The sequence below is a fragment of the Brachybacterium sp. GPGPB12 genome (genome assembly GCF_038396325.1).
Classification (GTDB): Bacteria; Actinomycetota; Actinomycetes; order Actinomycetales; family Dermabacteraceae; genus Brachybacterium; species Brachybacterium conglomeratum.
Genome location: NZ_CP149573.1, coordinates 443,911 through 461,722 on the forward strand (window position 1 = coordinate 443,911; position 17,812 = coordinate 461,722).

A 17,812-nucleotide genomic window follows, 5' to 3' on the forward strand; every position below is an offset into this window, starting at 1 on the left:
CGGTGTCGGTCAGAAGGGTCATCGTCCCTGGATTGTCCCATCCTGGGCGGACGTTCGGGAGGATCCATGAGGTGATGTGCATCGGGTCCGCCCGGGGAGGAACGGTCTGGGGCGGGAGCGCGGAGGGCCCTCGGTCCCCCGTCGGGCCCTCCCCGCGGGGGAGAATCAGGTGACGGCACCACTCCCCGGCGCCGGGCGACCGTGCCGCCGAGGATCTCGCTCGAAGGAGGCGTGCGATGAGCACATCCGCAAGACAGACCGAACCCCGGCCGGCACCGCGCCGGCGAACGGCACCGCACCGGCGCACGACATCGCACCCGCGACCGGCGCCGCGACGGGCCGCCCCGCGCCCCGCATCGGCTTCGTCGCCCAGGTGGACCATTCGGCCCTGGACGAGGGCCGTGCCCTGTTCCGCACCGCGGAGGAGCTCGGCTACGACGCGGGCTACGTGCGGGTGCGGCACCTGCAGGACGCGCCGCCCTCGCCGCCGCTGTTCCTCTCCGTCCTCGCCCAGCACACCGATCGCATCGAGCTGGGCACCGCGGTGATCCCGCCGCGCTTCGAGAACGCGGGCCGGCTCGCGGAGGACCTCGCCACCGCTTACCTGCTCACCGGCGGACGGTCGCGCGCGGGCCTCGCACCGGGCTACTCCGCGCACGATGCGATCTACGCCCGCGCCTTCGGGGCCCTGCACGGCGACCATCGCGACCACGTGGACCGGATCCTGCACGACCTGCTCTCCTTCCTGGACGGGGAGATCGTCGCGGGGGCGGACGCGCACATAGAGGAGGTCGAGCCCGGCACGCCGCGCGCCTGCGGCCCGCGCGCCCGGGTCGCGGCGCCGCCTCGCCTACGGCGCGGCGAGCCCGGAGCGGGCGGCGATGGCGGGCCGACTCGGCCTCGGCCTGCGGCTGGCGACCATGGCCCCCGACGACGGCTCGGGCCGCTCCTTCGCGCGGCTCCAGCTGGAGGCGCCGCGCGCCTATCGCGAGGCGTCGCTCCAGGCCGGGCACGGGGAGGGCCGGGTCATGGTCAGCCGGCAGATGCTTCCGGTGCTCGACGAGGCGGAGCTCGAGCGGTACACCACGCTGATCCCGCGCGAGCGCTCCGCGGAGGCGGGGGTGCTCGCCGAGCACCGCCGCACCGAGCTCGGCGGTCGCGAGGCGGTCTACGGTCCGGTCGTGCTCGACGAGCCGGTCGCCGTCGCGCAGGCGATGCTGGCGGACCCCGTGGTGCTGGAGGCCGACGAGATCGCGCTCGTGCCGCCCTCCGGCGCTCCCCTCGAGGACGCCACGCGGACCCTGGACGCCTTCGCCCGCCACGTCGCCGCCGCACCTCCTCCTCGCCCTGCCCTGAGCTCGAGACCTCCCCTGACAGGGACCTTCCGCCCACAGCAGAGCGCCTCCCACCCGGCGCGGCACGGCCGTAGTCTCGGCTCATGGAGACGCATCTCGAGCCGCTGTGGCGGGAGCTGATGGGAGCGGAGCCGCGTGCCGAGCGGCACCGTCAGCGCCGCACCCTCACCGAGGTCGCGAGCACGGCCGGCGTCTCCATGCGCCACCTCTCCGACGTGGAGCGGGGACGCAAGGACCCCTCCTCGGAGCCGCTGGCCGCGATCCTCGGCGCGCTCGGCCTCGACCTCCCGTTGCTCCCTGCGCGCATCGCGGACGGCGCGCTCGCCGCCGCCCCGTCGGACCGCCGGGGCGCGCCGGTCCTCCACCTGCGCTCCTCCCCCGCCGCCCCGCTCGCACCGCCCCGCGACGGCTCGGGCGTCACTCTGCTCGCGGCCGCCTGAGCGAGACCTCGTCGGCGAGGCCGTAGGCGACGGTCGCCTCCGCATCCAGCACCTGTTCCCGCTCGAGGTCCCGCCGCACCCGCTGCAGGTCCTGTCCGGAGTGCTCGGCCAGCAGGGCCTCGAGGCTTCCGCGCAGTCGCTGGACCTCCTCGGTCGCGAGGATCAGGTCCGGCACCGCGCCGCGTCCCTGCGCCTCGAGCGGGTGGAGGACGACGCGGGTGTGGGGCAAGACCCAGCGCAGCCCGGGCGTGCCCGCCGCGAGCAGCACCACCGGCGCCGCGACCACCTGGCCGATGCAGGTGACCGCCACCCGGTCGCGCACGAAGGCGAGCGTGTCGTAGATGGCGAGCACCGCCTGCACGTCCCCGCCGGAGGAGTTGAGGTAGAGGTGGATCGGTGCGTCGGCAGACTCGTTCTCCAGGTGCAGGATCTGGGCGATGACGGTGTTCGCGACGCCGTCGTCGATCGGGGTGCCGACGTAGACGATCCGATCGCTGAGCAGGCGGGAGAACACGTCGGCGCGCGCGCTCGGCGCCGGTGTGGGTGCGCTCGATGACGGAGGGGATGGTGTAGCTGCTCATCGTGCGCCCCCGATCCCCGCGGCGCGGCCGCGGGCTCCGGACGGACCGAGCGGGAGGATCTCGGCGAGGTCCGCGGCGACGTGGTCGGCGAAGCCGTAGTCCACGGCGCCCTCGGCGTCCCAGATGCGGTCGCGCTCGGAGTCACGGGCGATCCGCTCCTCGCTCTGCCCGGTCCGCTCCGCGGTGAGGCGGATCAGCAGGTCGCGGTTGCGGCGCAGGTCCTCGGCCTGCGGCTCGATGTCGGCGGCGGCGCCGCCGAACCCGGCCGAGCCCTGGTGCATGAGCACCTGGCCGTGCGGGAGCACGTACCTCTTGCCGGGTGTGCCCTGGGTGAGGAGGTACTGCCCGGCGCTGTAGGCCATGCCGAGCGCGACTGTGCGCACGTCGCAGGGGACCAGGTCCATCAGATCGCCGATCGCGAGCATCGCCGGGACCAGCCCGCCGGGCGAGTTGATCAGCAGGGTGATGTCGGCGGCGGGGTCCTCGGCCGCGAGCAGGAGCGACTGGGCGGCCAGCGACGATCCGTTGTCCTGCTCGAGCTCTCGGTCCAGCAGCAGCGACGCGCTGGTGCAGGAGCCGGGCGGCGGTGAGGGAGGCGAGGGGTCGCGGGGCGGCGGGGTCGGAGGTGTCGAGACGGGGCGGTGGGGCGGTGTGCGTGGTCATGGCCCCAGACTGCGCCGCCGCCGTTCCGCTCGGTGCGTTCTCCGCCGCGTGCTGATCAGCCCGCGACTGATCAGCGCAGGGCGGAGTCGTCGGGGCGCCCCGTGGAGGAGGGTGCGGGCGGAGCGGGGCGGCGGGTGCTCACCCGCCCACGAGCCGCCTGCGGAGCACGGAGTCGACGAGCACGCTCACGTGGTCGCTGATCTGCTCGGCGGTGCCGATGCCGGGGCGTAGTGCGCGCACCTCGGGGTCGGTGGTCTCCTCGGCCAGCGGCTCCGGGAGTGCGCGCAGTCCCACATGGGGGCGGTCGAAGAAGGGCTCGGTCGCGGGGTCCAGGGTGGGCAGGCCGACCTGTCCCTGCGGCGCGGCGACCTGCTCGACCAGCGCGGCGAGGGCGCCCTGCCGGGTGCGCCAGTCCTGTGCCCGCGGCACCGCGAGCACGGAGCGGCGCAGGGCATCGCCGTCCGGCGCCGCGGCCGCCGAGCGGGCGAGCCACTTCCCGTAGGGCGCCCAGCGCCGGTGCGGCAGATGCGCGAGGTGCGAAGAGGGTGCGCACGTGACGCGCGGCGATCACGGCGGAGCCGTCCTCGTCGCCGCGCGCCCGGCCCGGCCCACGTCCGCGAGCTCCTGGCCGATGCGGGTCCAGTCCGCGCCGATCGCGTACCTGCGCACGTCCTCCGGGTAGGTGCGCGCCGCTCCCGGATCGCGGTGATCGCCCCGGTGCCGTCGTGGAAGACGGGACCGGCGGTCACCTCGAGCGCCGCCTGCCCCGTGAGCCGCAGCCAGTCCACCAGGTCGAGCGGCGCGCGCCCCCGAGACGCCGCGCGGGGCGATCCCCACCCGCGAGGCGGCGAAGTCCGCGGCCGAGGCGACCTCCACGCGCTGGCGGACCACCGGCTCCCAGGTCGTCGCGAAGCGCACGGGGTGGCCGCCCCACTGGGTAGGCGGCTCCCGCTCGAGGAGCGCGTCGACCTCCTGCGCGGCCCCGCCCTCGACGAGCGGCGTGAGCCGCGCCCCCAGTCGTGGTCCCTCGACTGCGCGTCGTCGAACCCGAGCACGTCGGAGCCGGAGCCCAGCCGCGCCGCGGCGTACGGGAGACCGGACAGCCGGCGCTCCAGCGGCGGCGCCACCACCTCCCGGTGGTAGGCGGCGGACAGCTCGAGGCCGGAGGTGCCGCTCATGCGGAGCACTCTGCCATCCCCGCGGCGCGACGTGTCACGGACGGGCGCGTGGCGGCACGACATGGCGATACAGCCATCTCATGTCGCCACGCGCCCGTCGGCGACGCTCGGCGGCCTCGGACCCGCGCGGTCCCGGACATCCGCGGTCCTGGACACCCGTCACCTCGCCGAGACGAGGACGAGGCCGACGGGGAGATCCCCGTCGGCCCCGTCGGCCGTGCTGTGCGGCTCAGGCGCCGATCAGGCGCGCGGCGAGGTAGGACTCGACCTGGTCCAGCGCCACGCGCTCCTGGGTCATGGTGTCGCGCTCGCGGATGGTGACGGCCTGGTCCTCGGCGGTCTCGAAGTCGACCGTGAGGCAGAACGGGGTGCCGACCTCGTCCTGGCGGCGGTAGCGACGGCCGATCGCCTGGGTCACGTCCATCTCGACGTTCCAGTGCCTGCGCAGCGACTCGGCGAGCTTCTCGGCGCGCGGCACGAGGTCCTCGCTCTTGGACAGCGGCGCGACCGCGGCCTTGACCGGGGCGAGGCGCGGGTCCAGGCCCAGCACGGTGCGCTTGTCGACCCCGCCCTTGGCGTTGGGAGCCTCGTCCTCGCGATAGGCGTCGACGAGGAAGGCCATCATCGAGCGGGTCAGGCCGAAGCTCGGCTCGATGACGTAGGGCGTGTAGCGCTCGTTCGCGGCCTGGTCGAAGTACTGCATCTTCGTGCCGGAGGCCTCGGTGTGGCTGGTCAGGTCGAAGTCGGTGCGGTTGGCGACGCCCATCAGCTCGCCCCACTCGCTGCCCTGGAAGCCGAAGCGGTACTCGAAGTCGATGGTGCCGGCCGAGTAGTGGGCGCGCTCGTCCTCCGGCACGTCGAAGCGGCGGAGGTTCTCCTCCTTGATGCCGAGATCCACGAACCAGTTCCAGCACTCCTCGACCCAGGCCCTGAAGTGCTCGTCGGCCTCCGCGGGCGGGGTGAAGTACTCGATCTCCATCTGCTCGAACTCGCGGGTGCGGAAGATGAAGTTGCCGGGGGTGATCTCGTTGCGGAACGCCTTGCCGATCTGGCCGATGCCGAAGGGCGGCTTCTGCCGCGTGGCGGTGACGACGTTGAGGAAGTTGACGAAGATGCCCTGGGCGGTCTCGGGGCGCAGGAAGTGCAGGCCGGCCTCGGAGGAGACGGGGCCGAGGTAGGTCTTCACCAGGCCGGAGAACTGCCGCGGCTCGGTGAACTCGCCGCGCGTGCCGCAGTTGGGGCAGGGGACCTCGGCCAGCCCGCCCTCGGGGGCGCGGCCCTTCTTCGCCTCGAAGGCCTCGATCAGGTGGTCCTCGCGGAAGCGGTTGTGGCGGCTGCGGCACTCCACCAGCGGGTCGACGAAGGTCGCGACGTGACCGGAGGCCTCCCACACCCGCTTGGGGAGGATGATCGAAGAGTCCAGGCCCACCATGTCCCCGCGGGACTGGACGAAGGTGCGCCACCACTGGCGCTTGATGTTCTCCTTGAGCTCCACGCCCAGGGGGCCGTAGTCCCAGGCGGAGCGGGAGCCTCCGTAGATCTCACCGGCCTGGAACACGAAGCCGCGCTTCTTGGCGAGAGCGATGACGTTGTCCAGCGTGCTGGCGGGGGCCTTGGCCACGGGGAGACTCCTGGTGACGGTGCGGTCAGAACGCGCCCAGCATAGTCATCGGCCCAGGACGCCGCTCGCGTGTGAGCGTCCCCACGCGCACCGGCTCCGCAGGGCCTCCCCACTTGCACCCCGGCACTGCCATTGGTGAGAATGATTGTCATGTCGCATGCCTCTCCTCTTCGCCGCCGCACCCTCCTGTCCGCCCTCGGCCTCGGCGCCGGTGCGGCGCTCCTGGCCGCCTGCGGGGAGGGTGCGGCCACCGACGGGGACGGGCTGTCGGTCGTCACCTCGGCCTACGCGCTGAGCTTCCTGGTCACGCGGATCGGCGGCGAGCACGTCGCCCTCACGGATCTCACCACGCCGGGGGCCGACGCCCACGGCCTCGAGCTGTCCGTGAAGCAGACCATGCTCGTCGAGGAGGCCGACCTCGTGCCGCAGATCCCCGGCTTCCAGACCGCGCTCGACGACGCCATCGCCTCCCAGGGGGGCGACAAGGTGCTCGACGTCTCCTCCGTGATCACGCTCCTGCCGGCCGATGCCGGCGCTGTGGAGGAGGGGCACGCCGGGGAGAGCGAGGAGGAGCACGCCGAGCACGCCGAGGAGGGCGACTCCCACGAGGGCCACGACCACGGCCCGAACGACCCCCACTTCTGGCACGACCCGCTGCGGATGGCGGATCTGGGCGACGCGATCGCCGCGCGCCTGGGCGAGCTCTCCCCGAGCACGCCGAGGAGTTCACCTCCGCCGCGGCCACGGTGCGCGAGGAGCTCGAGCAGCTCGACGCCGAGCTGACCTCCGCCTTCGAGGTCGTGGCCGATGAGCGACGCACCTTCATCACCAGCCACGCCGCCTACACCTATCTCGCCGACCGCTACGACCTGCACCAGGTGGGGATCTCCGGGATCGACCCGGAGACCGAGCCGTCCCCGCGCGGCTACTCGCCCTCGAGACCGTGGTCCGCGATGAGGAGGTCACCACCATCTTCTTCGAGGCGACCGCCTCGCCGAAGGTCGCCCAGACCCTCGCCGACAATCTCGGCATCGACAGCGCCGAGCTGGACAACCTCGAGACCCAGCAGTCCCCGGGGGCGGACTACCCTGCCGTCATGAGAAGCAACTGCACCGCCCTCGCGGAGAGCTGGGCGTGAGCGCCGGGGACGGAGCCGGGGACGGGCCAGTCGTCGAGATCGTCGGCGCGAGCGTCTCCCGCGCCGGCCAGCGGGTCCTGCACGACATCGACCTGAGCATCGAGCGCGGCGAGCTCGTCGCGCCGCTCGGTGCGAACGGCTCGGGCAAGTCGACCCTGCTGCGCGCCGCGGTCGGGGTGTCGCCGCTCGAGAGCGGCACGGCGCACCTGCTGGGCCGCCCGGTCTCCCAGGGCCGCGCCCACGACGGCCTCGGCTACGTCCCCCAGGAGTCGGCCGAGACCGGCTCGATCCCGGCGACCGCGCGGGAGACCGTCGCCAGCGGCCTGCTCACCGCCCGCCGCTGGTGGCCCAGCGCCCGCGAACCCCGGGTCGATGCCGCGCTCGAGGCGGTCGGGATGGCGGACCTCGCCGGCCGGCCGATCACCCGCATGTCCGGCGGGCGCGCCGGCGCGTGATGATCGCCCGGGCCCTGGTGCGCGATCCCGAGCGCGCTCGTGCTCGACGAGCCCTTCTCCGGGGTGGACGTCCCCACCCAGCGGCTGATCGCCGACCTGTTCCGCGATCTCTCCGCCCGCGGCACCACCCTGCTCGTGGTCCTGCACGAGACCGGTCCGCTGACCGATGACATCAGCCGCGCCGTGGTCCTCGACCACGGCCGCATGGTCCACGACGGCCCCGTGAGCGAGCGCCCGCACCTCGACCCCGGGCACGGACACCCCGAGGACGCCGCCCCGCTCGACGAATGCCTGGGACAGGAGATCCACCCCGCATGATCTCGATGCTGGACATCCTCACCTCCGATCTGCTGCGCTACCCGCTGATCATCGCGGTGCTCATCGGGCTCACCGCCCCGGTGGTCGGCACCTATCTGGTGCAGAAGCGGCTCTCCCTGCTCGGCGACGGCCTCGGGCACGTCGCGCTGACGGGCGTGGCCGTCGGCTGGCTCGTCGGCGCCTGGCTCTCCGCCACCCCGGCGGACCTGCTCGCGATCCCGGGGGCGCTGGCCGCCTCCGTGATCGGCGCGGTGCTGATCGAATACGTGCGCGAGATCAGCCACACCAGCCGCGACGTGGCGCTGGCGATCCTGTTCTACGGCGGCATCGCCGGCGGTGTGGTCATCATCCAGCTCGCCGGCGGCACCTCGCAGAACCTGATGGGCTATCTCTTCGGCTCCCTCTCGACCGTGACCCGGCTGGACACCGTGATCGCGCTCGTGCTCGCCGTGGTCGTGCTCGCGATCGGGGTGGGGCTCTCCGGCCTGCTCGCGGCCGTCACCGCCGATGACGAGTTCGCCCGCGCCGCGGGGTCGCTGGTGCGGACCGTCAACGTCCTCATCGCGGTGATGGCGGCGCTGACGGTGACGCTGTCGATGCGGATCGTGGGCGCACTGATGGTCTCGGCGCTGATGATCGTGCCGGTGGCCGCCGCGCAAGATCTGGTGGTCGGCTTCGCCCGCACGATGCGCACCGCCATGGTCATCGCGGTGCTGTGCGCCGTCGGCGGCCTGGTGATCACGGTCTACGTCGACCTCCCGCCGGGCGGCGTGATCGTGCCGCTGACGATCGCGGTGTACGTGGCCGCGCTCGTCGTCCGCTCGCTGCTCGCGGCGCGCCGCGCCGGCCGGCGGGCGGCCCCGGGCCCGCGGCCGCGGACGCTTCCCCGTCGGCGGCGCATGGTCCCTCCCACCGGTGATGGTGGTCCCTCCCACCAGAGATGGAGGTCCCGCACCAGGTGAGGGACAATGAGGGCATGCAAAGGAACACCCGCCAGCGCGCCGCGATCCTCGAGACGCTCTCCCGGCAGGTGGACTTCCGCAGCGCCCAGCAGATCCACGAGCAGATGCGCGCCGACGGCGAGACCGTCGGCCTCGCCACCGTGTACCGCAACCTGCAGGCGCTCTCCCGCGCCGGGCGTCTGGACGTGCTCGTGGCGGGGGACGGGGAGTCCCTCTACCGACAGTGCGAGGACACCGGCCACCACCATCACCTGGTGTGCCGCGAGTGCGGCCGCACCGTGGAGTTCCTCGCCCCGAGACTCGAGGCGTCCATGACCGCGATCGCCCGCGAGCACGGCTTCACCGAGGTGGACCACACCCTCGAGGTCTTCGGGCTGTGCGAGGAGCACTCGAGCACCGCCGCACCCTCGGAGGACGAGGACGATCCCGAGGAGCCGGAGGACGAGGTGGCCGCGCGATGATGGACTGGGTCCAGTCGCGCCGCCGCTGCCGCCGGCGATCGCGTTCCTGTACGTGGTGATCTGGGCGCGCGCCGGCGGCACCTATCTCGTCGGCCGCGGGGCGCGGAAGGCCGCGAACCGCGGCCGGGTGAAGAAGCCGCTGGAGTCGACGTCCGTGCGGCCGCGCGACCGAGCTCGTCAACCGCTGGGGTGCCTGGGTCGTGGCGCTGAGCTTCCTGACCGTCGGCTTCCAGACCGCCGCGAACGCCGCCGCGGGCCTGACCGCCATGCCTGCCCGTCGCTACCTGCCCGCCCTCGCCGTCGGCGGCCTGGCCTGGGCGATCATCTACGCGACCGTCGGCCTGGTGGCCGTGGCGGGCTGGTTCGAGCTGTTCCTCATCTCCCCCGCCGGCGCCGTCGCCGTGCTCGCCCTGCTGGTGCCGCTGGTCGCTCTCGTCGCGCACCACCGCCGCCGCACGGGCGCCCGGGCCGCCCTCGTCGCGACCCTCGCCGAGAGCGAGGTCGCGACCGAGGCCCCGTCCGAGGTCGGCACCGACCGGCCGACCGCGACGGGGCCGGCCGCCGCTCCGGCTCGGCCCGCGCAGACCGCCGCGGCAGAGCGGGTCGCTCAGAGCCCTGCGGACTGAGCCTCCGGCGCATCAGGGGCGTCGACCGCTCCCCCGTAGCGCCGATCGCGCCGCGCGTACTCCGTGATCGCCCGCCACAGCACGCGGCGGTCCACGTCGGGCCACAGCTCGGGGACGAACACGAGCTCGGCGTAGGCGGCCTGCCAGAGCAGGAAGTTGGAGGTGCGCCGCTCGCCGCTGGTGCGCAGGAACAGGTCCACGTCGGGCATGTCGGGGTCGACGAGATGGCGCTGGATCGTCTTCTCGCTGATCCCGGAGCCCTTGAGCCGCCCTGCCCGGGCTTCCTCGGCGATCTCGCGCACCGCGTCGATGATCTCGGCGCGACCACCGTAGTTCACGCACATGTACAGCGTCATGCGGTTGTTGTCGCGGGTACGCTCCTCGGCCTCCTTGAGCTCCCGGATCACCGAGCCCCACAGCCGCCGCTCACGGCCGATCCACACGATCCGCACGCCCCAGGAGTCCAGGGTGTCGCGCTGGCGGCGCAAAGACGGAACGGGAGAAGCCCATCAGAAAGCGCACCTCCTCCGGGGACCGCTTCCAGTTCTCGGTGGAGAAGGCGTAGGCGCTCAGGTGCGTCACGCCGATCTGGAGGGCGCCGGCGACGACGTCCAGCGGCGCCGCCTCGCCGGCCTCGTGCCCTGCCGTGCGGGGCAGGCCCTGGCGGTTCGCCCAGCGGCCGTTGCCGTCCATCACCACCGCGACGTGGCGAGGGATCGTGGGGGCCGGCGGCTGCGGGGGCAGTGCGCCGCTGGGGTGGGCGAACGGCTCCTGGTACCCGTGACGGGATGCGCCGGGCATGCGGGGTCCTCCTGGATCGTGCGGGATCGTGCGGGCCGTGGACCCGCCCGGGATGGGGATCAGCGTTCGACGTAGTGCAGGGAGCGGACCGAGCGCTCGAGATGCCAGGTCACCGTATCCTCGATGAGGCGACCCGCCTCCTGTCGCACGGTCTCCTCCGCATCGGTCACATTCTCCCAGTCCCCGGCGAGCAGGAAGATCATGTGCTCGATCGTGGATTGACGCACCGCGATGGCGCCCGGCCGACGGCAGGCCGTGCAGACCAGGCCGCCCGCACGCACGTCGAAGGCGTGGTGGGGGCCGTCGGCCCCGCAGGAGGCGCAGACGCGCGCTCGGGCGCCCAGCCGGAGACGGCGAGGGTGCGCGCAGGAAGGAGTCGAGCACGAGCGGCGGGGCGATGCGGCCCTCGGCCATGGCGCGCGCCGCGCCGACGAGCATGAGGAAGCCGCGCTGGTTGGGATCGACCATCTCGTCGGTGAGCCGGTCGGTGGTCTCGAGCATGGCGCTGGCGGCGGCGAAGCGGGAGTAGTCCGCGGTGATGCCGACGGCGAAGGCTTCGATCGTGACGACCTGGGTGACGGTGTGGAGGTTCCGCCCGGTGTGCAGCTGCACGTCGACCAGCGTGAACGGCTCCAGCCGCGCGCCGAAGCGACTGCCGGTGCGGCGCACGCCCTTGGCGACGGCGCGGACCTTGCCGTGCCGCCGCGTGAGCGGCGTGATGATGCGGTCCGCCTCGCCCAGCGGGTGGGTGCGCAGGACGATCGCATCGTCACGGTAGAGCTTGCTGGCCATGGTGCTCCGAGACTACGCCGCGGGCACGACGCATCGGCGGAGGCGACGGCCGAGGCGGACGGGACCTCGCTCACGCCGGGCCGTGCGGCGCTCGCAACGCGCGGCGCCGCGCTCTCGCCGGGCCCTGCAACGCACTCGACGGGTCGCACCGCGCTCCCGCCGGACGGCGTCTCGCCGCACCCGTCCCCGTCGGACTCCCCCACCGCGTGGTCCGCCTGCACGCCCGGGCGGCCGCGGCACGGCATGATGGGTCTCGTGCCGCACCTGCCGCGAGGGCGCGGCACCGACCGCCGGACACCGACGACCAGGAGGACGCCCATGGGGATCTTCGGCATGCCGCGCCGCGACGACACCGCCAAGAGCACCGCCCGCGACGCGATGCGCGAGGCCCGCACCGAGAAGGCGGAGACGAGCCCGAACGGCGCCGTGCGGCCGCATGATCGACACCGTCCGCGACATCGGCCTGGACGGGAAGCTCACCTATTCCTCCGCCGCCGACGTCGCGAGGAAGGCGCAAGCGCGGCCGGGCCCGGAAGCGGCCGGAGAAGGCGGTGCGCCGGATCGTCCGCAGGCACCGCCGGGGCGTCACCGCCGGCGGCTTCCTCACCGGGCTCGGGGGCGTGGTGACCCTGCCGGTCCTGCTTTGCCCACCAACGTGATGGAGTTCTACATCCAGGCCACGCGCATGGTCGGCGCGATCGCCGTCGTGCGCGGCTACGACCTGGATGACGAGGAGGTTCGCGTGCGGGTGCTCGCGACGCCGCTCGGCGAGGAGTCCGGGGACGTGCTGAGGAACATCGGCCTGAGCCCCGTCGCCGGTGCCGCGCCCGCGGCGTGGCGGGGAGGCTCCCCGTGTCCCCGCACTCGGCCGTGGTCTCCGCGGTCGGCGGGCGACTCATCCGGCGCTTCGGCCTGCGCTCGGCGCGCCTGTTCGGCAAGGCGATCCCGGGCCTCGGCGGCGTGCTCGGCGCGCTCTCGGACCGCAAGCGGCTGAACCGGATCGCTGAGGCCGCGAGGAAGGGCTTCCCGCAGGTCGGCTGAGCCGAGTCGTGGCCGCGCGCCGGCGGGGTCGCGGACGCGACGGCCGGCCGCTCGGTGCGCCCGCTCGTCTGCCGCCGCTCAGCCCCGGCGGCCGACGGCGAAGACGCGGCGGAAGGGCGACACCACACCGTGCCCGTCGTCCGGATACGCGCGGCGCGGCCTGGCCTTGAACTCCTCCTCGAAGCGGGGCCGAAGATCCTCGGGCGCGCCTGCAGAGTGGGCCGCGCGCCGGTGCCGGCGACCCAGTCGAAGACGGGGTCGGGGCCGTGGAGGACATGGAGGTAGGTGGTCTCCCAGGCGTCGACCTCGAGGCCCGCCTGCTGCAGCGCCCGCACGTAGGTCGCGGCGTCGTGCGAGGCGGGCGAGGCGATGCCCTGCACGTGCGGCGCGAAGGGCTCCTCGGCGGCGAGCTCGCGACGGATCGTGTGGCTGGGCTCCTCGAAGTTGCCCGGCACCTGCATCGCCAGCCGGCCGCCCGGCGCGAGCATCCCCGCCAGGCGCGGCAGGAGCTCCAGGTGCCCGTCGACCCACTGCAGCGCGGCGTTGGTGACCAGCACGTCGACCTCGCCGGGCGGCTCCCAGGTGCGCAGGTCCGCGTGCACGGCGGTGAGGCCCGGGATCTCGGCGGCGCGGGCGATCATCTCGGGGCTCGAGTCGACGGCGAGCACCTCCGCCTCCGGCCAGCGCTCGGCGAGCAGTCGCGTCAGCGTGCCCGGTCCGGCGCCGAGGTCGACCACGCGCCGCGGCGACTCGGCGCCGAGGCGGGCGATGAGGTCGAGGAAGGGCCGGGCGCGCTCGTCGCCGTAGCGGAGGTACCGCTCGGGGCTCCAGGTGTGGGCCATCGGGATCCTTCCCTCGACACATATCTTGACGTCAAGATATCAGCTCAGAGGGTGACGGTCCGCGAGATCTCCATTCTCGGTCGCACCAGGGAGACACCGGCCCCCGGCGCCACCCAGCCATCGGCCAGTGCCGGCGAGTAGACGGCCTCGATCACCTGCATGCTCGCCCCGGCGGGCACCTCGGCCTCGATCACGACCTCGTGGCCGGCGGGGACCCCGACGATCCGGAGGGCACGCAGAGCCTGCGACCCCGAGGAGTCGTCGTCGGCCAGTGGTTCCCCGTCGACCGTGACCCCGGAGAACTCCCCCTCTGCGAGCTCCAGGCGGTACTCGGCTCCGGGCCGCGCCGAGGTCAGACGGATCCGTGTGCTGGTCGACCCCTCCCCCGCGGGCTCCACCTCGATCTGCGGCCCCTCGACCACCGAGGTGCCCTCGGTGCCGTCGAGGGACCGGCCCCATTCGGTCACGCCGTCGCTCTCCCAGCGCGTCTGCCCGGTCTCCGCGTCGACGGCGGCGAGCACCCGCTCCTGCACGGGCTCGCCCGCGGCGCGAGTGAGCGCGGTGCCGCCGATCGCGAGGCCGACGGCGAGGACCGCCGGCGCGACGGGGATCAGCGGCCGGTGCGGCCGCCGCGCGGTGCCCGAGGCCTCCCCCTGCGGCGCGATCAGCAGCGGCGCGGCGGCGGCGAGGGCCAGTGCGGTGGTCGCGGCGAGCGCTCCGGCCGAGGAGGCGATCCCGAACTCGCCGAGCGCATGGACCTGGGTGCCCACGAGCCATCCCGTCGGCAAGCAGGGCGGTCGCCCTCGCCACGAGCGAGGGGACCGGGGGAAGCGGCGTGCCGAGCAGGATGCCGATGCCCGCCGCAGCGGCCGGGAGCACCATGGAGCTCGCGAAGGCCGGCGAGAGCACGGCGACCACGGCGATGAGCAGCAGCGCGAGCATCCCCGTCCCGGCCAGCAGAGCGTCCCGACCTATGAGGAGGCGGCCGAGCGACCAGGCCGCCGCCATCACCGTGGCGCCGGCGAGCGGCTCCGCGCCGAGGAAGGGCGCCGCCACCACCGGCTCCTTCATCGTCTGCGAGAGGATGTCGGGGCTCGCGGCCGCGGTGGCGCTCCACAGTCCGTATCCGGCGGCGCCCGCGAGGGCGATCGCGAGCAGGGCGAGGAGCGCGCCGAAGGAGGTGCCGAGCAGGGTGAGCCGTCCGCGTCGGCACGACGGCCGCCGTCGCCGCGAGGGCGAGCGGAGCGGCGAGGCCGAGGCCCTGCACGAGCCAGGGCGGCGTGACGAGGATCCCCCACGGCATGGTCGTCTGCACCGGACGGTCCTCGCCCGTGCCCTCGAGCGCGGCGAGGTCCTGCGCGCCGAGCTCCCGCGTGAGAGAGAGCGTCAGCTCGCCGAAGTGCTGGAGCGAGCCGGGATCGAGGTGCTCGGCGTCGTCCTGCGGGCTGTGATACGCCCACGCCTCGCCGATCAGGGCGACGTCCAGTCCCCACCAGCCTCCCTCGTCGCGGTAGACCGTGAAGTCGGTGTCGTTGGGGATGACCCCGAACAGCGCATCGGTGAACGATTCGTACTCGGGACGGGGCATCGCCGGGAGCGTCTCGTGCATGGGACCGGCGGTGCGGGCCACGAGGGGCCTGCCGGAGATGCCGCGCGCCTCGTGGTTGAGCACCACGACCGGTGCGCGCGAGCTCCTCACCGGCGCCGTCGACGTACGCCTGCGCGCCGAGCAGTCCGTTCTCCTCCCCGTCGACCAGCAGGATCACGAGGTCGTTGCGCGCGCGCCTCGGGGCCGAGCGCCCGGACCGTCTCGAGGATCACCGCGAGTCCCACCCCCGCGTCCGCGGCGCCGGGCCCGTGGGGGACGGAGTCGATGTGCGTGGCCAGCACGAGGGTGCCCGTCGGATCGCTGCCGGGGCGGGTCGCGACGAGATTGCGCACGTACCCCGCCGAGCCGGTGCCCTCCGCCGCGCGTTGGCCGATCCCCTCCGTGGAGGTGACCTCGAATCCTGCCGCGGCGAGCCGCTCGGCGAGGTGGTCGTGGGCGGCGGTGTTGGCCTCGGACCCGATCGGCCGCGGCTCCTGGACGAGCGGGGCGGCCGCGGCCGCGGCACGCTCGGCGCTGAAGGACTCCTCCGGAGCGGTCGACGGGCGCGGCGCGGTGGTGCCGCGGGAGAGGAGCCCGCCGACGATCGCAAGCAGCAAGCACAAGGAGCAGGATCGGCCCCGCCCATCGGGGGTCGCTCCTGCGGCTGGGCAGGGTGGGATCGGGAGTGACGGCGTCGTGCACGGTGCTCGGCATGGGTCCTGTCTATGCGGTCAGGGGGCGGCGGCGGAAGGTTTTCGGGCGGTATCCACCGAAGGGAGGAGGGCCGGGTTCACCCCCGCGGACTGGCCCGACGATGCGGAGGAACCGTCGGCGACCGAGGCTCGTGCGCACTCGCGGCGGCCTTGCGAGCAAGACCCCGCCCGTCGGGGCGCATGCGCCGACCCGCCGTCAGGATTCGAGCCGGTCCGCTCCGGGGAGGTCGCCGAGCGCGTCGGCCGCCTCGAGCGGCGCGGCGCGGAAGGCGAGCAGCGAGGGGTGCTCTCGAGCGCCCGCACGCGCCGCGGTGTAGAGCCCGCGGTGGGGGTCGCCGGGCAGGCGCGCGACACCGGGTGCCGCCGAGGTGCTCGGCGGCGATGAGGCCGGGCACGAAGGCGGCGGCATGGCCGGAACGGACCAGGTGCACCTGCAGGAGAGGGTCGGGGGTGTCGAAGCGGACCCACGGCTCGATCCCCGCCGAGCGGAGGTAGGTGCGCTCCCATGCACCGGTGCGGGTGCCCTCCGGGTCGAGCGCCCAGGGCATCTCGGCGAGGTCCTCGAGACGCCGCGCCCCGGAGGCGGGACCGTGGTCGGGAAGCACCAACAGCAGCGGGTCCTGCAGGAGGTCCTCCCGATCGGTGCCGCGACGGACGACCTGCTGACCGCCGGGATAGTCCTCGCCGAGGATCACCTCGAAGCGATGCGCGAGCGACCCCTGATAAGCCTCCTCGACCTCGCGCTGGGCGATCTCGATCCGCAGGTCGGGGTGACGTCGCTCCAGCACGCTCACGGTCGCGGGGGCGAGCGCGATCAGCGGGGTCTGGAAGGAGGCCACGCGGAGCACTCCCCGGCCTCGCCCTGGGCGCTGACGAGCTCGGCCTCAGCCGTCTCCATCAGCCCCAGCATCTCCTCGGCCCGACGGGCCAGCCGTGCGCCCGCGTCCGTGAGGACGACGCGGCGTCCGGCCTGCTCGAACAGGGTGACCTTGGACTCCCTCTCCAGCTGGGACAGTCGCTGGGAGACGGCCGACGGGGACATCGAATGCTCCCGCGCGATCGCCGACATCGTCTCCAGCCTGCGCAGTTCCCGCAGGAGGAACAGCCGGTGCAGGTTCAGCATGCGCATCCTTCCCGATCGGCCATGTCTGCTTCACGGTACACGTCGAGAACATTCGCTGGACCCGGCTGGACCGCGGGGGCAGAGTGGGGTCGTGACCACCTCTCCCACCTCCTCGACCACGGCGACCGCAGGCGTCGGCGGCGGCGCCCACTCCGGCGGCGTGCCGATGACGCCGATCCTGTTCATCCTCGGCTCATGCATCTCGCTCCAGTTCGGGGCGGCGCTGGCCACGCGGCTGTTCCCGGCGATCGGCTCCTGGGGCACGACCGCGCCGCGCCTGGGCCTCGCCGCCGCCGTGCTGATCGTGATCGTGCGCCCGAAGGTGCACCGCTTCACGCGGCGGCGAGTGGCTGGGGGTGGCCGCCTTCGGCGTGGCGGTCGGCGGGATGAACGGAGCCTTCTACGCCTCGATCGACAGGATCCCGCTGGGCACGGCAGTGGCGATCGAGTTCCTCGGACCGCTCGTGCTCTCCGCGTTGCTGTCCACGCGCCGCACCGATCTGCTGTGGGTACGCTCGCGCTGGGAGGTGTGAGCCTGTTCGGGTTCGAGTCCCTCACCGGTGCGGCCTCCCTGGACGTGCTCGGCGTGATCTTCGCGCTGGTCGCGGCGGTGTTCTGGGCGCTCTACGTGCTCGCCAGCGCGCATGTGGGACGCATCGTGCCCGGGCAGGACGGCCTTGCCGTCGCCATGCTGATCGGCGCCCTCGCGGTGTCGCCGCTCGGCGGGCCCGGCGCCGTCGCCGGCATCGCTGAGCCGCGCCTGCTTGCTGATCGCGCTGGGCACTGCGCCGCTCGCCTCCGTGCGCCGTACACGCTCGAGCTCTCCGCGCGCGCCGCCTGCCCCGTCACGTCTTCGGCATCATGCTGAGCCTCGAGCCGGTGGTCGCGCTGTTCGCGGGCGTCCTCCTGCTGAGCCAGGAGATCACTCCGCTCCGCGTCGCGGCAGCGGTGCTGGTGGTCGTCGCGAGCGCCGGCGTCACCCTCACCGCCCGCTCCCGCCCCGCCGGGGAGCCGCGCCGATCGACGAGGCGCCGGGCTGGGAGCCGCCCACACCCACCCATGCGACGCTGACCGGCGAGATGCCGATCCTCACCGAGGACGACCTGCGCGAGGA

19 protein-coding genes and 4 pseudogenes are annotated in these 17,812 nt (G+C 73.8%); 10 read left to right on the top strand and 13 right to left on the bottom strand.

Annotated features, from left to right (window positions below; translation table 11 throughout):
• Positions 1–169 precede the first annotated feature (169 nt).
• Both WKH84_RS02390 and WKH84_RS02395 read left to right on the top strand, forming a co-directional pair.
• Positions 170–1,429, top strand: coding sequence for an LLM class flavin-dependent oxidoreductase (locus WKH84_RS02390; protein ID WP_341855502.1), 1,260 nt, complete (start codon positions 170–172; stop codon positions 1,427–1,429).
• 9 nt (positions 1,430–1,438) lie between these two features.
• Positions 1,439–1,795, top strand: coding sequence for a helix-turn-helix transcriptional regulator (locus WKH84_RS02395; protein ID WP_341855503.1), 357 nt, complete (start codon positions 1,439–1,441; stop codon positions 1,793–1,795).
• Here the strand turns inward: WKH84_RS02395 and WKH84_RS02400 are convergent.
• The 5 genes from WKH84_RS02400 to WKH84_RS02420 all read right to left on the bottom strand — a co-directional run bounded on the left by WKH84_RS02400 (position 1,773) and on the right by WKH84_RS02420 (position 5,838).
• The gene (locus tag WKH84_RS02400) at positions 1,773–2,309 is read right to left on the bottom strand and encodes an ATP-dependent Clp protease proteolytic subunit (RefSeq protein WP_341855504.1); all 537 of its coding nucleotides are present in this window, start codon (positions 2,307–2,309) and stop codon (positions 1,773–1,775) included. The two genes, WKH84_RS02395 and WKH84_RS02400, sit on opposite strands and share 23 nt — an antisense overlap.
• Positions 2,310–2,372: 63 nt before the next feature.
• Positions 2,373–2,933, bottom strand: a complete 561-nt coding sequence (locus tag WKH84_RS02405) for an ATP-dependent Clp protease proteolytic subunit (protein ID WP_341856746.1) — start codon at positions 2,931–2,933, stop codon at positions 2,373–2,375.
• A 244-nt stretch (positions 2,934–3,177) separates the two neighbouring features.
• Entirely contained in the window at positions 3,178–3,477 is a 300-nt protein-coding gene (locus WKH84_RS02410) for a hypothetical protein (RefSeq protein ID WP_341855505.1), read from the bottom strand.
• 129 nt (positions 3,478–3,606) lie between these two features.
• Positions 3,607–3,957 carry a hypothetical protein gene (locus WKH84_RS02415; protein WP_341855506.1) on the bottom strand — a complete coding sequence of 117 codons (351 nt, stop codon included), beginning with the start codon at positions 3,955–3,957 and terminating at the stop codon, positions 3,607–3,609.
• A gap of 489 nt (positions 3,958–4,446) precedes the next feature.
• Positions 4,447–5,838, bottom strand: a complete 1,392-nt coding sequence (locus WKH84_RS02420; protein ID WP_341855507.1) for a glycine--tRNA ligase — start codon at positions 5,836–5,838, stop codon at positions 4,447–4,449.
• 150 nt (positions 5,839–5,988) lie between these two features.
• Here WKH84_RS02420 and WKH84_RS02425 point away from each other — a divergent pair.
• The 6 genes and pseudogenes from WKH84_RS02425 to WKH84_RS02450 all read left to right on the top strand — a co-directional run.
• A pseudogene (locus WKH84_RS02425) lies at positions 5,989–6,976 on the top strand (metal ABC transporter substrate-binding protein).
• Positions 6,973–7,431: an ATP-binding cassette domain-containing protein gene (locus WKH84_RS02430; protein WP_341855508.1), complete on the top strand. Its 459-nt coding sequence runs from the start codon at positions 6,973–6,975 to the stop codon at positions 7,429–7,431. Before WKH84_RS02425 ends, WKH84_RS02430 begins: the two are co-directional and overlap by 4 nt.
• Positions 7,432–7,470: 39 nt before the next feature.
• Positions 7,471–7,749: a hypothetical protein gene (locus WKH84_RS02435; RefSeq protein ID WP_341855509.1), complete on the top strand. Its 279-nt coding sequence runs from the start codon at positions 7,471–7,473 to the stop codon at positions 7,747–7,749.
• Positions 7,746–8,711: a metal ABC transporter permease gene (locus WKH84_RS02440; RefSeq protein ID WP_341855510.1), complete on the top strand. Its 966-nt coding sequence runs from the start codon at positions 7,746–7,748 to the stop codon at positions 8,709–8,711. Before WKH84_RS02435 ends, WKH84_RS02440 begins: the two co-directional genes overlap by 4 nt.
• A gap of 14 nt (positions 8,712–8,725) precedes the next feature.
• A complete protein-coding gene (locus tag WKH84_RS02445) occupies positions 8,726–9,172 on the top strand; it encodes a transcriptional repressor (protein ID WP_263310084.1) in 447 nt (148 codons plus the stop codon).
• A 167-nt stretch (positions 9,173–9,339) separates the two neighbouring features.
• A pseudogene (locus WKH84_RS02450) lies at positions 9,340–9,798 on the top strand (hypothetical protein); the annotation flags it as partial.
• Here WKH84_RS02450 and WKH84_RS02455 read toward each other — a convergent pair.
• From WKH84_RS02455 to WKH84_RS02490, 8 genes and pseudogenes are all read right to left on the bottom strand, one after another.
• Positions 9,780–10,599 (bottom strand): annotated as a pseudogene (locus WKH84_RS02455) (isoprenyl transferase). The pseudogenes WKH84_RS02450 and WKH84_RS02455 overlap by 19 nt on opposite strands.
• A 59-nt stretch (positions 10,600–10,658) precedes the next feature.
• Positions 10,659–11,391, bottom strand: a pseudogene (gene recO, locus WKH84_RS02460) (DNA repair protein RecO).
• Positions 11,392–11,867: 476 nt separating this feature from the next.
• Positions 11,868–13,274 (bottom strand): methyltransferase domain-containing protein, encoded by a 1,407-nt coding sequence (locus WKH84_RS02465; RefSeq protein ID WP_341855511.1) that lies wholly within the window; start codon positions 13,272–13,274, stop codon positions 11,868–11,870.
• A gap of 44 nt (positions 13,275–13,318) precedes the next feature.
• Entirely contained in the window at positions 13,319–14,044 is a 726-nt protein-coding gene (locus tag WKH84_RS02470; RefSeq protein ID WP_341855512.1) for a hypothetical protein, read from the bottom strand.
• Complete coding sequence (locus WKH84_RS02475; protein WP_341855513.1) at positions 13,939–14,973, bottom strand: M28 family peptidase; 1,035 nt, start codon at positions 14,971–14,973, stop codon at positions 13,939–13,941. Before WKH84_RS02475 ends, WKH84_RS02470 begins: the two co-directional genes overlap by 106 nt.
• Positions 14,970–15,479: a M28 family peptidase gene (locus tag WKH84_RS02480; RefSeq protein WP_341855514.1), complete on the bottom strand. Its 510-nt coding sequence runs from the start codon at positions 15,477–15,479 to the stop codon at positions 14,970–14,972. The genes WKH84_RS02475 and WKH84_RS02480 overlap by 4 nt, the downstream gene beginning before the upstream one ends.
• 173 nt (positions 15,480–15,652) lie before the next feature.
• Positions 15,653–16,414, bottom strand: coding sequence for a LysR substrate-binding domain-containing protein (locus tag WKH84_RS02485; RefSeq protein ID WP_341855515.1), 762 nt, complete (start codon positions 16,412–16,414; stop codon positions 15,653–15,655).
• Entirely contained in the window at positions 16,390–16,698 is a 309-nt protein-coding gene (locus WKH84_RS02490; RefSeq protein WP_341855516.1) for a LysR family transcriptional regulator, read from the bottom strand. The genes WKH84_RS02485 and WKH84_RS02490 overlap by 25 nt, the downstream gene beginning before the upstream one ends.
• Positions 16,699–16,789: 91 nt before the next feature.
• Here WKH84_RS02490 and WKH84_RS02495 point away from each other — a divergent pair, with 91 nt between their 5' ends.
• On the top strand, positions 16,790–17,566 hold the full coding sequence (locus WKH84_RS02495; protein WP_341855517.1) for a hypothetical protein: 777 nt from the start codon (positions 16,790–16,792) through the stop codon (positions 17,564–17,566).
• The gene (locus WKH84_RS02500) at positions 17,560–17,769 is read left to right on the top strand and encodes a hypothetical protein (protein ID WP_341855518.1); all 210 of its coding nucleotides are present in this window, start codon (positions 17,560–17,562) and stop codon (positions 17,767–17,769) included. The genes WKH84_RS02495 and WKH84_RS02500 overlap by 7 nt, the downstream gene beginning before the upstream one ends.
• The last annotated feature ends 43 nt before the right edge of the window (positions 17,770–17,812 follow it).